The sequence below is a fragment of the Pirellulaceae bacterium genome, assembly GCA_019636385.1.
In the GTDB taxonomy this organism is placed as follows: Bacteria; Planctomycetota; Planctomycetia; order Pirellulales; family Pirellulaceae; genus Aureliella.
Genome location: JAHBXT010000003.1, coordinates 291,164 through 306,780, shown reverse-complemented (window position 1 = coordinate 306,780; position 15,617 = coordinate 291,164). Strand labels below are relative to the sequence as shown.

General features: G+C 54.1%; 11 protein-coding genes. 9 read left to right on the top strand and 2 right to left on the bottom strand.

Going from position 1 to position 15,617, the window contains the following annotated elements:
• Nucleotides 1-21: 21 nt before the first annotated feature.
• On the bottom strand, nt 22-1,647 hold the full coding sequence (locus KF752_11995; GenBank protein ID MBX3422267.1) for a radical SAM protein: 1,626 nt from the start codon (nt 1,645-1,647) through the stop codon (nt 22-24).
• Complete coding sequence (locus KF752_11990; GenBank protein ID MBX3422266.1) at nt 1,641-2,009, bottom strand: hypothetical protein; 369 nt, start codon at nt 2,007-2,009, stop codon at nt 1,641-1,643. The genes KF752_11995 and KF752_11990 overlap by 7 nt, the downstream gene beginning before the upstream one ends.
• 286 nt (nt 2,010-2,295) lie before the next feature.
• Between KF752_11990 and KF752_11985 the strand changes: the two genes are divergently transcribed.
• From KF752_11985 to KF752_11945, 9 genes are all read left to right on the top strand, one after another.
• The gene (locus KF752_11985) at nt 2,296-3,477 is read left to right on the top strand and encodes a hypothetical protein (protein MBX3422265.1); all 1,182 of its coding nucleotides are present in this window, start codon (nt 2,296-2,298) and stop codon (nt 3,475-3,477) included.
• A gap of 132 nt (nt 3,478-3,609) precedes the next feature.
• Nucleotides 3,610-6,771: a c-type cytochrome gene (locus KF752_11980; protein MBX3422264.1), complete on the top strand. Its 3,162-nt coding sequence runs from the start codon at nt 3,610-3,612 to the stop codon at nt 6,769-6,771.
• Between the two features lie 45 nt (nt 6,772-6,816).
• Nucleotides 6,817-7,431 carry a 5-formyltetrahydrofolate cyclo-ligase gene (locus tag KF752_11975; protein MBX3422263.1) on the top strand — a complete coding sequence of 205 codons (615 nt, stop codon included), beginning with the start codon at nt 6,817-6,819 and terminating at the stop codon, nt 7,429-7,431.
• Between the two features lie 237 nt (nt 7,432-7,668).
• Nucleotides 7,669-8,598: a formylmethanofuran--tetrahydromethanopterin N-formyltransferase gene (gene fhcD, locus KF752_11970; protein ID MBX3422262.1), complete on the top strand. Its 930-nt coding sequence runs from the start codon at nt 7,669-7,671 to the stop codon at nt 8,596-8,598.
• 6 nt (nt 8,599-8,604) lie between these two features.
• A complete protein-coding gene (locus KF752_11965) occupies nt 8,605-9,342 on the top strand; it encodes a hypothetical protein (GenBank protein ID MBX3422261.1) in 738 nt (245 codons plus the stop codon).
• Between the two features lie 340 nt (nt 9,343-9,682).
• Nucleotides 9,683-10,852, top strand: a complete 1,170-nt coding sequence (locus KF752_11960; protein MBX3422260.1) for a hypothetical protein — start codon at nt 9,683-9,685, stop codon at nt 10,850-10,852.
• Nucleotides 10,797-12,092, top strand: a complete 1,296-nt coding sequence (locus tag KF752_11955; GenBank protein MBX3422259.1) for a hypothetical protein — start codon at nt 10,797-10,799, stop codon at nt 12,090-12,092. The genes KF752_11960 and KF752_11955 overlap by 56 nt, the downstream gene beginning before the upstream one ends.
• Nucleotides 12,093-12,182: 90 nt before the next feature.
• Nucleotides 12,183-13,607, top strand: a complete 1,425-nt coding sequence (locus KF752_11950) for a YcjX family protein (protein MBX3422258.1) — start codon at nt 12,183-12,185, stop codon at nt 13,605-13,607.
• A gap of 421 nt (nt 13,608-14,028) precedes the next feature.
• Entirely contained in the window at nt 14,029-15,081 is a 1,053-nt protein-coding gene (locus KF752_11945) for an IS481 family transposase (protein ID MBX3422257.1), read from the top strand.
• The last annotated feature ends 536 nt before the right edge of the window (nt 15,082-15,617 follow it).

The window sequence follows — 15,617 nt, the reverse complement described above, 5'->3', positions numbered from 1 at the left end:
ACATCCTTGAGGTAACTACCACTACTCCGCGAAGGCGCCGGTGCCGCGACGCTTACCGCCTGCACTGGCGACTTGCACCGATTTGACCGATACGAAGCCGCTTGGCGAAGGACTTGGCTGAACTGCGTCCGCCACACTAACCGACACCAATGGTAACTGGCTTGTTGACTTCGCACCGCTACTGCAGCCACTGCTTTTGCAACCACCGGAGCTACAGCCGCCGGAGCTGCATCCGCCACCACTGGTACGCAATCCGGCTGCGGCTTCGCGCTCAATCCGACAACCACCACCGCACAGTTGCAGATCGGGGCACTTCCAACACATCTCTGGCAGCCCAGCGGCCTGAGGATCCAGCTCTCGGTCGCGAAAGCTATGAAACAGCGGGCTATGCCAGATCGACTCCCATGGATCGCGCAGCAAATTGCCGGCAGCTACGTAAAACGACTGGCAAGGCAGTACATCCGCATTGGGCTCGACGCACAGCGAGTACTCACCGGCATTGCAACGTTTAGCACCAATTTCCAATTCCACCGGAGACAAGCGGCAGTACATCGTCGGTGTATACCACAAGAACTTCATGCCCAATTCGGCAGCTCGATCGCGAATGCGAATCAGCAGTGGCGGCATGAGTTCTTCACGAATGGCCTGTCCCGTATCAAATCCGCCACCCGAGTAGATCATGCCGTTCACAGCAAACGTGCGTATGCCCAGCGCGTGTAAGAATTCGATCGTCTGCACGATCTCGCCAGAATTCATTTGCATCAACGTGGTGTTGGTAATCGTATGCAGTCCAGCCTCTTGAGCATTACGTATCCCTTGCACAGTCTGCTCGAATGACCGGGCGTTCATCATGCGGTCGTGAACTTCGGCGCGGTGCGAGCCGAGAGTTACTTGCACGTGATTCAGTCCAGCTTCGGCCAATCGCCGCGCATACTGTGGCTGGGCCATGCGACGACCGTTGGTGTTCAAGCCACAAATGGGGCCGAGCTGATTGGCGTATGCAATCAACTCTGGCAAATCCGGATACAGCGTTGCTTCACCACCCGTAAAGATCAGATGCGGTACACCGACATGGTGCAGTCGGTCGACAACACGCATCCAGTCTTCGACGGGCATCGACTGCAGCGTTAGTCGATCGGCCTCGTTATAGCAGTGAGGGCAGTCGTTGTTGCACTTATAGGTAATTGCCAGATCGGCCTTGTAAGGCGCATGGATCGGCGTGCTGAACAGTGGTTGGCGATGTTCGGTTCCCACTGCACAGGTCGTGCAGCCACCACCGGCATCGGCCAGCCGCGCGATCATCGAGTATATTTCGTGAATGTCCTGGGCAATTCCCTTGGCCGATTGGCGCCTGCGCAGCCCCCGACCGCTACGAATTTTCCAGCGTAGCTCGGCTTGGGTTTGCGGTACACCATCTAGGGCCCATTTGGCCAACTCAGCGGCGGTTTGATTTAGATGCACGACATCCGTTACGTCGACAAACATCACACCACTGCCATCGGCTTCAATTCGCAAGTGCACCCGTCGCTCACCACCCGCAGGTTTCAAACGGTAGGTGTACATGCCAGGCTGGATGCGCAGGTCTGCACGCGTGCTGTGGACGAATGACTGCCAATCGCGCTGTAACCAGCCAAGCAGGGTTACCACTTAGGTGCCTCCTCCAATTGATAACTGCTGCCGCAGTAGGGGCAATTGACTTGAGCAGCGCCCGACACAATCTTCAGCGACTTCGAATCCAGGGAAGCCCCGCACGATTTGCATTCAAAGCCCTTTATGGAGACCTGGCCTGGCATGTCCAATTCCATCCTGTGGACATGCGTGTGCGCGATCGGCTGCATCCGCGGCAGATAGACCAGAGCTGCGGCAGCGGCCAAACACACGCCGCCGATCACTAGTCGAATGACGGCATTGCCCTGCCCAGCTGCGATCAAAAATACAATACCCAGGCCCGCCAGCAACAAGGCTAGCAACCAAAACGCCAACTTCATGGTACCTGCCGAGTCACTCATGGACGTTCGAGGTGATGATCAAAGAATACCTACAGATTCAAATCGTGTCGGTGACGGTTTGCCGATGGAACTAACGCCATCACGAGCCAAATTTTGATAGCCATTGTACAGCATTTCAGTCAGCACAGGGCCAGTCAGTCAGCGCTGGGCCAGCGGCTGGAAACGCTGCAATCCGTACGATCCTCACAAATTGAATTGCGGCCAAGCCGCGTCGAATGCCGAATTAATGGTCTCGGGGGCGGAGGCATGTCGGTTCTGAACGCTTCGTAAGGGCGGAGACAGGCGAGTGGAGCGTTCTAGTCAAATCCGACTTGGATTTCCAAGTCGGCTGAGTATCGGAATCCGCGTTCAGGCCCTGTGCATTTGGAGCCTGACGGTCTTGGGGCCGCTTACCGGTTACGTGGCCTTGGCAGCCGAGCCGTCTGGCGAAATGCGGATCAGCCGCCGTCAGCGCTTGGAAGCCGCCAGTTCGTCGATACCGCTGGGACAGCTCCAGGAACATCACGCTGCCGAAGTCCGCGACGTGGTCAACAATCCCAGCTTCTATCGCCAGATGCCACCACGGATGATGAACTGCGATCCGCAGCTCTTGACGTACCTGATCCGACGGCCGGAAGTGATGGTCAACATCTGGGAGATGATCGGCATCACGAACATCCAAGCTCAACGCACAGGCACCAATACGTTTTACGCGAACGATGGCGCTGGGACTACCTGCAACTGCGAGCTGATCCATAGCAGTGATAGTGTGCACATCTATTATGGCACTGGCAACTACGAAGGCATTCTCGCACCCCGGCCTATCACCGGACGCGTCGTTTGCGTGGTACACTCGCGACCGCAGCCCAATCCACAAGCCCACAGTGGTTTTCTGGTTCAGGGAACAATGGACGTCTTTATGAAAGTAGATAACCTGGGGGCTGACTTGTTAACGCGAACGCTGGGGCCACTGGTTGGAAAAGTGACTGAACATAATTACGACGAGACTTCCCGATTCGTGTGCCAACTATCCGAATTCTGTGCAGCCAACCCGGGTGCCAGTCAACAGATCGCCGGCCAATTGTCGGTTCGAGACGAAACCGCAGGCCGTGAGTTCTCGCAGATCGCAGCCCGGATTGCGATGCGCAAACATGCACTGCGGTCAAACCCTCAGCAACCATCGCGGTTAGCCCAACAACCGTCACAGTCCAGCCAACCTGAAATTGTTGTCTTTAGCGACCAGCCCGGTGAAGCTCTCCGCACTCTTGGGCAAGTTCGATTGGCCACCTTGCCCGATCTAGAGCTTCAAGCTGCGACTGACGATGCGGACTCGTCCGGCAATTACGCCGAAGTCCTCCAACCCGCTGAATTGGCTGCGTCGCGCCCGGTCCCGACTGACCAGGATTCAACCCAAGCTGCCGGCGCTGGAAACTTTCAGCGTCAAAGCGACCTGCGTCCCAGCAAGCCCGGTCCCAAGCCGCGCCGGTAATCTAGCAGTGACTGACGCGATGCACTGACAGTCATTCTAATCCTGCGGTGGCTGCTGCATGTATTGCCCGAATGCAACTGGACAGGTACGGCGCTGCCGGTCACAATGGCGGACGACGTACGGGGAAGAATCTTGCATCGCATTTCAGCACAGTATTTAAGCGCACTGTTCTTTAACGCACAGTGGCGATCTCTCATTGAAAATCGGATTCGGATTGCCTTCCGACTGTGGCGGCGCGTACTGCTGCCGCTGGTTGTTTGGTGCGTGTTCGGTTCTGCGGGACTAGACGAGTCCCAAGCTGACGATTTTGTTCAGCCTTTCAATACCGAGCCTGACAGCCTTGCCGCGCCGATGGATGCCCATGAGGCAGCGGCGGGGTTTCAAGTTCCTGACGGGATTCAGGCTGAAGCGTTTGCCTCTGAGCCGGACGTGCAGAATCCGATTGCCATGGCCTGGGATGGACAAGGTCGTCTGTGGGTCGCCGAGAACTATACCTATGCCGAACGTACACAACGGTTCGAGTTGGGTCTGCGCGATCGCGTGATCATACTCGACGACACCGACCGGGATGGACGCAGCGATCAACGCTCGGTGTTCACAGATCAGGTGCAAATGCTAACGGGGCTGGAGTTGGGCCATGGTGGAGCGTGGTTGATGTGCCCGCCGCAATTACTATTCATTCCCGACGCAGAATTAGACGGCCAGCCCGACGGACCGGCCCGCGTTATGCTAGATGGCTTCGATGTCGCCTTGGACAATTACCACAATTTTGCAAATGGCTTGCGCTGGGGGCCCGACGGTTGGCTGTATGGTCGCTGCGGGGGTTCGTGTCCGGGCCGAGTCGGTCTGCCCGGCAGCTCTGACGCTTCACGCACACCGCTCGAAGGTGGCCTGTGGCGCTACAATGTTCAGACTCAACACTTCGAAGTACTGTGCCACGGCACGACCAACCCCTGGGGGCACGATTGGGACGCCTGGGGAGAATGCTTTTTCATCAACACCGTCAACGGCCACCTGTGGCATTTAATTCCAGGTGCGCATTTTGCTCGCCCATTTACGCTGGACCCCAATCCGCATGTTTTCGAGGCGATCGATATGCACGCCGATCATTGGCACTTTGACACGACCGGCCAGTGGTTTCAGTCGCGCAATGGCCAAGCGGATTCGTACGGCGGTGGTCATGCACATGTGGGGATGTTGATCTATCAAGCCGACAACTGGCCCGCAGGCTTTCGCGATCGCTTGTTTACCTGGAACATCCATGGACGACGAGTCAATCAAGAGATCCTCCAGCGGCATGGCAGCGGCTACATTGGGCGGCATGGGCCGGACATCCTGCAGGCCTCCGATCCATTCTTTCGAGGCATGGATTTGAGCTGCGGGCCCGACGGCGCAGTATATGCAATCGACTGGAGCGATACCGGGGAGTGCCACGAGCATACCGGTGTGCATCGCACCAGCGGCCGCGTCTTTCGCTTCGCCACCAGCCAGTCACACTCGCAGCTGAGTGGCGATTTGCGCAGTCGATCTTGCCAACAATTGGCACAGCTCCACACGCACACCAACCAATGGTTTGTACGGCAGTCGCGATTGATTCTGTCCGAACGAAGTCGGGGAATTGGCGATTGCGCTGGGATTGAAGAACCCATACAGTGGCTGTCGAGCGCTGTGACGGGTCAAGATGACCGCTTGGCGTATGAATGCTTGTTGACCCTGCATGCCATGGGACGTCGCGACCATGCTCGACTTCTGGATTGCCTGGCACATCGCAACGAACACCTGCGAACCTGGGCCATCCGCTGCCTGCTGGACGATTACCCCATCGACGATGTGCTCAGCCACAATCTTAATCCAAAGCCGCTGGCGACAGAGGCGCTGGAACGCCTGGTGACGATGGCCAGGCACGACGAGAGCGGATTGGTGCGGCTGGCGCTGGCCTCGGCACTACAGAGATTGCCCGTGCAGTCGCGGCCAGTTCTGGCCGAGTCGCTGTTGTCGCGCGGCGAGGATGCTGAAGATCACAACTTGCCGCTGATGGTCTGGTACGGACTGATTCCGGTCGCCGAAACGATGCCGCTACGAGCCGCAGAACTGACAGAGTTTTCTCAATGGCCCAAGACGACTCGGCTGATCGCGCGACAATTGTCCAGCTACAGCGACATGAACCCCCAGGCGGTCGAGCGACTGCTTGCGATCGCGACGGCGCATCCCGAGCGGCGTTTGGAAATTCTACAAGGCATATCAGACGGCCTGCGTGGCTTGCGCCAAGTCGATCAACCGTCCGGTTGGGTCGAGTTGATTCGTGTAACTGCCGCTAGCGATGACCATCCTGCCCAGCTCTCAGCCCTGATTCAGGAGTTGAGCATACTGTTTGGCGACGGAACCGGCATGGACCAGATTCGTCAGCAGGTGCTAGACAGCCAAGCCGATATTTCGCTGCGTAGGTCGGCACTCGAGATGCTGGTACGCCACGCGCCACCTGATATCGTTGATATATGCCTTCCTTTGCTCAAGGATGCCCGGCTGAATTGGATCGCCGTGCAGGGCCTGGCCTCCAGCAGCGATACTGGAGTGGCCGATGCACTCATCAAGCATTACTTTCAATTTCGCCCGCCTCAACGACCGCAAGTCATCGCCACATTGACGGCGCGAACTGAATTCGCAGAGCGACTTCTGACAGCCATAGCCGCTGGCAGGATACCAAAGCATCATTTGACCGCTTACGATGTCCGGCAAATCCAGTCGCTGGGCAGTGACGCATTGATTGCACAGGTCGAGCAGGTCTGGGGACGCATCAATCAATCGACCGCTCAACGACGGCAGCGCATCGAGCAGCTCAGGGCTATGTTGACAGCCGGTGATGCGCCGCCGGGTGACCCAAGCCAAGGGCGGGTGCTGTTTCAGCGCCATTGCTCCCAGTGCCATCGCCTGCTGGGCAGCGGCAGTCAAATTGGCCCCGACTTGACCGGTGGCAATCGTCAAGACCTGGACTTCTGGCTAGAAAACATAGTCGATCCCAGCGCGGTTGTCGCCAGAGACTTTTACATGAGTACGCTGCAGATGGTGGACGGTCGCGTGCTCAGCGGTCTGGTCGTGTCTCGTAGCGAAAATGCCATCGAGCTGCGAACGCCCACGGAACTATTAACTCTGGCTACCGCCGAGATTGAATCGCAGCGCACTTCAGCTATTTCTCCCATGCCCGATGGGCTGCTAGATGCTTTGGACATGGGGCAAATTCGGGACTTGATCAGCTACCTGCGGCACCCCACACAAGTTGCATTGCCGCTACAATAGCCAGTCGCGGAATTCAGTTTTCTTTCATTGTTTGGAACTGTACAAATGACCAATTCGCCTCCAACGGCAACCGACACGGCCTCGCGGAAACAAGCCATTCGCCAAGCGGCTCACGACAATCGACGCAAACGGCCAGATAAAGATAACGTCAGCCGGCTGATCGTCGATCGCTTTATGGGGTTGCCCGAATACGCTGCGGCCAAGACAGTCATGTTTTACGTTGATGTGCGCGATGAAGTGCGCACTCGGCACGCACTGCCCGAAGCGATTCAGGGCGACAAACGAATTGTGATTCCCTACTGCGTCGATGGCGAACTAGAGCTGTTTCACTTGCAGTCCATGGATGAACTGGATGTGGGCATGTATAAGATTCTGGAACCGAAGGTGGAGCTGCGTCAGGTGGCCGCCAAACGACTTGAGCCGCAAGATTTGGATTTGATCATGGTGCCCGGAGTTGCCTTTGATCGCATGGGCGGACGCACCGGTCATGGTAAGGGTTACTACGATAAACTGCTGCAGCACGCTCGGCGCGATGCTCCGCTGGTTGCCTTGGCCTTCGAGTGCCAATTGTTTCCGGAAATCCCCTGCGAACATCACGACATCTACATGGACAAAGTAGTAACCGAAGCAGCGGCCTATGCGGGGCGCGGCCGCAGCTAGTCGCAGAATCGGGGCAGAAATTGGGCAGTATCTTTGCAACAGTTGACGGATGGATAGTATCTGTCAAGCGCGGCCCGCATCCACGGCTGGATCGAAACCGCCAAGATACTCCAGACGTGCACGGTTCGTTCACATGCGAATAGCGCCGCCCGCAGCCGACCCGCCAACTGGTTAAGCAGAGCTGGGTATGTAGGACCACAATTTGGCACATGTAATAACACGGGATGAAACCAGTCGATGAATCCAAAAATCCAGACCCTAGTAGACGATACGTTTGCCGAAGGGTTTCGTAGCATCTATTCCGAGTTTCTCATTACTGCGCGCGATCGCCGTTGGCTGGACCACTGTTGCCACGCGGTGACCGGACATGGTAGCAGCACCATCATGTGCGACTCGGAAGTTGGCGTATCGCAGATACTCGATGGCACCAGTCCTGGACAAGAAACGCCTGACGGTCGCATCGGCGCGGTGATTCAAGTTCATGTGCCCCGATTTCGTAAGGACCGCGAGACGCACTTGGAGAAGGTGCTGATGGCGCGCATTGGGCAGAACGTTCTGACCTGTCCAACGGCCAGATGCTTCAATCGCCTTGACACACAAACCTATTTCAAACTCGGACGCAAAATCGCTTTTTTTGGAGATGGGTACCAGTTCCGCGACGAGCGGTATGGGACTCGCGGCTGGGTCATCCCGATCATGGGCGGCGAATTTTACCTGACGCGTCGGTTTGGCATGTCCGATGGAATCATGGGCGGAAATCTGTGGTTCATGGCCGACAGCGAAGCCGCCGCCATCGAGGCCGCCGAGCGATCAGTCGTGGCTGTCGATCAATGCCCCGACACGGTGCTAACGTTTCCTGGAGGCATCGCCTCCAGCGCATCCAAAGCCGGCAGCCGCTACAGCTTTCTCATCGCCAGTACATTCGCTGAATATTGTCCGACACTCAAGGCCCAATTGGGTGCTCAATCGCGAGTACCCGCTGGTGTACTGTCGATCATGGAGATCGTGATCAATGGCAGTAGTCTGCAAGCGGTCACCACGGCCACGCACGCCGCCATTGACGCCGCGCTGGACACGCCCGGGCTGATTCGCATCAGCGCGGGAAACTACGGAGGTCGATTGGGCAAGAGTTTCATCTACTTGCATCGCGAACGTCAAGGAGCTTAAGCGGGCATGCCAATCATTACCCCCTGCACAGGCTGTGGCGCACAACTGACGGTGGCCGACGAACATGCCGGCAAGCGCGCTCGTTGTCCCTCATGTGGCAATGTCTACACGGTTCCAAGTTCAGGGTCGGGATCTGAGGCCCCGGCATCGACGCCGGAGTTGGCTGCCACACCAACTGCACAGTCGCCAGCGACGACTGAATCGCCTATTGTCTCAGCCTCTGACTCCCAAACAGCACAACCGATCGTAGATTCTTACTGGCTACTAGCAGCCGATGGGCAGGTGTATGGTCCCACAGATCGTGACACGCTCAATCGCTGGTTTCATGAAGGTCGAATCGGAGCCGGCTATCGCATCCGTCAGGGCGAAGCCGGGCCGTGGACAGAGGCTCATGTTTTTCATCCTGCCAACGCCTTTCATACCGCTAGCGGCAATCCGTATGCCGTCTCACCGACCCTCGCATTGGGTTCCGGTGTCGCGTCACCCACCTATGCCAAGCCCGACCGCGGTGTGCTGGTACTGGTCATGGGCATCCTCAGCTTTGTCGTTTGCGGATTGTTCTCCATCATTGCCGTCGTCATGGGTGCACGAGCCTTGAAAGACATCCAAGCTGGGCTGGCAAATCCCAATGACAAAACTATGGTTCAAATTGGCTTCTGGTTAGGCGTCGTTAATCTGGTGTTGCACTTGCTGGTAATTGCATTGATTGCCCTAGCTATTATTATCCCTGCGATTTCTCAATAGGCACCGCTTCTTTCACGATACCTGCCTGGCTCAGTACTTCGAGCGGGCTGTCGGACCTAGAACTGCTTGCGCGTCACACAAGCTGAGCGCTCGGTGCGTCTCATGCTTGGGTCACACTCTCCTGTGCAGCAAGGCAGTTTCAACCAGAGTCCACCAGTCCTGGTCCGCACCAACAACGTTGTTGACAACAATCGTATCTACGGCAGTTATACTTCCGGTAAACCGCGACTACTACTTGAGCAGCACCATGCTCAGCCCGATTCACGTCCCCTTTTTTCTAGTATACACTGCTCGTCTCGTTTCCGGTCACATTACAAGTTGGTAATGGAGGAGATTGCCGATGGAATCAGGTACGCCACAGATGACGGAAGCTCAGAAATATCTACCCTGGGTGAACCTTGCGATCTTGATGTTGCTTTTGCCGCTTGTTGCAGCAAACTCGTGCACTAGACCGAATACAGTATTGGTCGCCGATACTACTTCGTCCGTAGTCGTCGGGAACGATGTGGCAGATGCCCTCAAGAAAGCGAGAGGCCTGCTGGAAAACGACGACTTTGCTGGGTCATTCGATATGCTGCTGGTTGCTTCAAGGCTTGCGCCGTCCGATCCAAGTCTCTTCGACTTGGTTGCTCAATTCGTCGAGCAAGCATCTGCGTCAAAGTCCGAAGAAGCTCTGGGGATGGCAGAAGATTTGCTTGGTCGTGGGGACTCTCTGGTCTATTTCCAGCGACCGCAGAATGTGGGAGCCACCCGCAAGCGTCTTTCAGAGCTTCGGCAAAAGTTCATTGAAAGCGAACCAGCTTTTGTGCCTGTTCGACCTCTCGACACTGTGATGCAGTTCATTTCAGTTGGGAAAGACCCTACGATAGGAGCGTCAATAAGAACACGAGCGGCTGACCAAGCAAGATCGCTCCTTGATGACCTTCAGTTGCAAATTGCGGTTGGAGAGCAAATGGAGACAGAGGAGCTTAACCAAGCCATGTTGAAAGACATTTACGAGCAAATCGATTCGATTGAGCAAAAGTGCATCGAAAGCCTATTTGGCGAATTGCAGCCAAGAGTAAATGAATGGAAGGACATAGCACCGACTTTAATGAAAGAGGCTGAGGCAGCCACGAGTGAGCAGGCGCCGGAGATGAGGCAAAAGCTCAACGGCATGGCCGATAGTGGCTTCGACCTTCTCCAAGAGCTTTTGCCCTACACGAAATCCGCAATAGCAACCGCCAACGTCGAACTGAAAGCCGTCGAAAAGTTGGTCGAAGAGTTACAGAGACAAATGAACTGGTTGTACAACAAAGCGTCTCTGGAGCGAATTCGGAAGATCGAATCGGCAGTTAAAGAAACTCCGCAAGAGAAAATAAGGTGGCTTGCGGAGATCCATGAGGAGCAGTTGTCGCCTTATGTCCTTCGAAGGTACAATGAACTTTGGGAAAAAGTCTTTGAGAAGCTTTCCAGTGAAGAAGAAAAAGTCAATGCAGTGCGACTACGAATACTACGTGCCAACAAATAGGGGGCTCGTTATGCAACGAGTGCTACCGATGCTCTTGCTTTACGCTGTTGCCGCCATATCGCCCGCTATTCTTCTAGCTCAGGGAAGTGTATTTGAAGCTGGCCCACTTGTGGACCATCCCGTATCGCATCCGATAACATCACGATCTTCAGGTACTTGGCGGACCAGCGTTGGAGCATGGGGGGAGAATTTTTCTGATCAAGTCCTGAGACTTCGTGGCTTTAACGAGATTCATGAAGTCAAGCACGGTAGCAATAATGGGATCGACCGAATTGCCGTAAAAAGAAGCCCAACTGGACAAATTAAGGATGTCAAATTTGTCGAGGTAAAAACGACTCGCTCGTCCAGGCCTAAACTCGGACATTCACGGTACGGTGGGAGGCAAATGTCTCGTCGTTGGTTGGCTGCTAACCTCCGCATCATGCGAAATTCTGGCGATCCAGCACTTAGATCACTGGCACTAGCCATCAGCCGATTTCGCAAGGCTGCGGATGTTCCGATTGAATCCATGGGCGAAGTCATACACGTCAACTCAAAATCGGGCAGACTGACCGGGTACACTGCCGACGGACGAACTATGAGTTACGGACAGTCCATTGAGCGACTTCTGAAGAATATCCAAGCAAAGGCGGGGTCAACGACAGCACGATACTGGGCTACTCGAACGCTTGCCCAGTTTGATCAGATCCGAGCTACAGGAATGACTGATTATCTTGGAAAGACTGCTGCTCAACAGAGTCGTAGGACAATCGTTTCAAACTCCAGCAGGAATATTAGCTCGGTAAGGGCAGCAAGCTCTGCCGTCCTGAGGCAGTCAAGGAGTCAATTTGCATCCACGATTTTAAAGCGATCAGCAGGGCGTGGTGCAGTATTCATTGTTTTAGTAATGGGCGCCAAAGAAATATTTGATGTCCAATACGCCTACCGAAACGGAACGATCTCAGTGCGACAGCGGAATATTCAATTGGCTTCAACGGTTGGAGGCATGATAGGAACATTAGCGGGAGCGAAGATGGGAATGGTTGCTGGGGCATGGATTGGTACCCTTGGTGGCCCTATTGCTTGGGCCACCGTACCGGTCGGAGCATTCACAGGAGGAGTCGTTGGTGGGATCGGTGGCTATTTAGGAGGCTCAGCGTTGGCAAACTATGGAGCAACAGCGTGGTATGAATCCATAGACGGTTCAGTTAGGGAAAAATTCGAAGTGAGTTGGCTTAACGATAATGGGATTGGCAAATGACTAAGTGGTTATGCAGCGTTGTCCTCACAGCCTGCTGCGTCGTCGTAGTGGGTTGCGGGTCATCCAAGGAGGAATTAACAACAATCGAGCATGAAACGAAACCGGCAAGTAATCAGGACGGTGGCTTGGACCTTCCGCCACTTCCTGATCCAAACTAGCGAGCAAATGATGCGTCCTCCAAAGATCTTTTCAAGCAAGCACAACATTGCCGTGGTTGGGCTTTATCGGTCTGGAAAGACAGTTTTCATTACGTCTCTAATCAATCACTTGATGCACCATCGTCGCGATGAACTAAAAATCGGCGATGGAAGCATAAAGATCACGTTTGATGAGGAATTGCCGACGCAGAATGGTTTTGCACGTTTCCCATACCAGGTATTTCGGTACGGGAACAATGGGCGGTGGCCCACCAAAACCAAGGCCACTTTTCAGTATCGCTGTACTTTTTTTAGAAGTGATTGGGGCTGGATCAAAGGTGAGTTGTCTCTTGTGGACATCCCCGGCGAAAGACTTTCCGACATTGCAATTGCCAAGTTATCTTTTGACCAGTGGTCTGACAGACTTCTCCAGAAGGTATTTCAAGATAGTCATTACCGGGACGCTGCTCAGACTTACCAACAACTGGCGTCAGATCTTTCGGCGACTGAGGAATCTGTAGTTGCGTCCTACCGTGAACTTCTAGCCAAACTTTATCGATCATTTCGACCTATCATTTCCCCGTCCACATTTCTTCTCACTGCGGAGGGGCAATTCAATGGCACGTCCATTATGGGAGGTGACCACTCTTCAGCGTTTTGCGGGCTTTCGGCTGATTTGCAATTCGCCCCCTTGCCACAGTCCATTCGCCAATCAAACCCTGAGCTATCGAAGATTTTTGCGAATAGATACGCCGATTACCGGAAGAAATTGGCGGCACCGCTGGTTAAGTCCCTTTCACGCTGTAACGAGATGGTGGTCCTGCTCGATGTAACAACCTTGTTGGCAGCCAATACCGGGATGTACAACGGAAACCGAGCTTTGCTGGAGCTTCTTTTTGAAATCCTCTCACCCGGAAAAGGGCTGCTTGGGACTAGCCTCGACCTTCTTCGAATGAGTCTGGGGGGCAGGATTGGTCGTCGTGGAATCTCGAAGATTGCAATGGTTGCTACAAAGGCTGACAAAGTTCATGACAGCCAGCGAGACAAACTGGTGGATCTTGCAAGGGACATGTCTGAAGGAATTGTCGAGCGACAAAGACAGCGAACAAACAATCTCGACTGTCGTTACTTCGCCTGCGCAGCAGTAAAATCTACCTTCAGTCAGGCTAACGGAACCCTTCGAGGTAATTTGCTCGGTGATGATGGACCGGTCGAGTATGCGGTATCTGGATTACCCTCACGTTGGCCCGGAAAATGGAATCAGGGTGAATTCGTTTTTCCTGATGTAGCTCCTTTGTTTCCCGAGAACGCTGCCTTGGCACCGGATCACCTTGGGATGGACCACATCATCGACTTCTTGATGAAATCTCAGGTGTAGGTGAGTGGATTGAATGAACACAACGAACTAGATGCAGGCGTTCCGCTTCAAAGGCCGAATAAGCACACGAAGATCATATCGGATTCCCAAGACGAGGAGACCGGACGGAATTCAGCAAAGAAACTCGGCGATGACGAACGTGCTGGCGTCCCTAGCCAACGACCGTTGCAGGAGCGTAAAGTTAATTCGTTGGTGCAACCAGTGTTTGAGAAATTTGAAGATGCTGGGGACGAATACGAGGAACAGGACAGCAATGGGCTAAGTTGTAATAGTTAAAACTTGATCTGACATTAACCAAGGAAAGAGGTTAGTGTATGCCGGTTGCTAGCAGTAGTGCAGTTGCGCAGCAACGAAACGAATGCTAGCAGCCGGCGCGCGAGCCTCACATAGGCTCCCTCTACAAAGGGACAAGGAGTGTCAGATGACTAACGAACGTAAGATCATTGAAAACAAACTCGGCATGCTTAAGCTGGCTGAGAAGCTCGGGAATGTCTCCGAGGCTTGCAAGGTGTTCGGTTACTCCAGAGATAGTTTCTATCGCTTCAAGCAGCTCTACGAAAGCGGCGGCGAGGAAGCTCTCAAGGAGATCTCTAAGAAGAAGCCCGTGCTGAAGAATCGCGTGGCTCCTGAAGTTGAACAGGCCGTGCTGAAGATGGCCTTTGAGCTGCCAGCCTATGGCCAAGTGCGTGTCAGCAACGAACTCAAGAAGCAGGGCATTCTGCTATCGCCTGGCGGAGTCCGCAGTATCTGGCTGCGACATGACTTGGAGACTTTCAAGAAACGCTTGACAGCACTCGAAGCCAAGATCGCTCAGGAGGGTGGCGTGCTTACCGAAGAGCAAGTCGTTGCTCTTGAGAAAGCCAAGCAGGAAAAGGAGGCGCATGGTCAAATCGAAAGCGAGCATCCTGGATACCTGGTCGCTCAAGACACCTTCTACGTGGGAACGATTAAGGGTGTTGGACGAATCTACCAGCAGACCGTCATCGATACCTACACGCGGGTCGCGTTTGCAAAACTCTATGATCGCAAGAACGCACTCGTAGCTGCCGACATGCTCAATGATCAGGTGATTCCATTCTTTGAGCAGGAAGAAGTACGCGTGCTGCGTGTTCTCACCGATCGTGGTACTGAGTACTGCGGGGCGCGTGAACATCACGAGTACGAGTTGTACTTAGCTTTAGAGAATATCGACCACACGAAAACTAAAGCTAAGAGCCCGCAAACCAATGGTATCTGCGAGCGTTTTCACAAGACGATTTTGCAAGAGTTTTATCAGATTGCCTTTCGCAAAAAACTCTACGAATCGATCGAGCAATTGCAACAGGATGTCGATCAATGGTTACAGCACTACAACGAAGAACGTCCTCACAGCGGACGCTACTGCTTCGGAAAAACTCCGATGCAAACTTTCAAAGATTCTAAGCAGTTGGCTGATCAAAAAATGCTCGACCAACTCTTACAGCCCAGTGCGTAATCTGGGCAATTGTCGTCAGATCAAATACTGGCTACTACAGTTGATGTCACGCTCGCATCTGGTCTAACTGCGGCGGTTGGGATTTTCCTATTTATGGGGCTTTCCGTCTTCTGGGTCAATTTGCCCGTAATGATTGGGATTCAATTGATTTCTGACAAACACCCTTTTTGGAAACGAATCGGAATTACGCAATTGGCTTTGGTGATCGCAGTTGTCATTCTGTTCCTTGGTTTCGGATTTTCATGGTCGCTGGTCTGGCTGGTCGCACTTGTAGTTCTGTATCTGGAGTCGGCGATGTTCTTGTTTCCGATAATTATAGAGCGCTTTATCAAACGAACGGGCAAACCTGTCGCAACCCAAATCGAGGAATCATATCAGCAATCCGAGCCTCCAGACGCTTACGAGATTATTCGGCAATTCGTTGGCCCTAAACAGTACATCTTGTTTGTGCTGTGCCTCCCCGCTTTCCTGGGAATAGGCTATCTCGCGGGATATCACGACGCACGTAAGCAGGTCGCGTTTTACAACTTAGAAGA

Coding starts and splice junctions, on each gene's coding strand:
- KF752_11990 (MBX3422266.1), bottom strand. CDS start 2,009: ATGAGTGACTCGGCAGGTACCATGAAGTTGGCGTTTTGGTTGCTAGCC.
- KF752_11975 (MBX3422263.1), top strand. CDS start 6,817: ATGACCAATTCGCCTCCAACGGCAACCGACACGGCCTCGCGGAAACAA.
- fhcD (MBX3422262.1), top strand. CDS start 7,669: ATGAATCCAAAAATCCAGACCCTAGTAGACGATACGTTTGCCGAAGGG.
- KF752_11965 (MBX3422261.1), top strand. CDS start 8,605: ATGCCAATCATTACCCCCTGCACAGGCTGTGGCGCACAACTGACGGTG.
- KF752_11960 (MBX3422260.1), top strand. CDS start 9,683: ATGGAATCAGGTACGCCACAGATGACGGAAGCTCAGAAATATCTACCC.
- KF752_11950 (MBX3422258.1), top strand. CDS start 12,183: ATGAAACGAAACCGGCAAGTAATCAGGACGGTGGCTTGGACCTTCCGC.
- KF752_11945 (MBX3422257.1), top strand. CDS start 14,029: ATGACTAACGAACGTAAGATCATTGAAAACAAACTCGGCATGCTTAAG.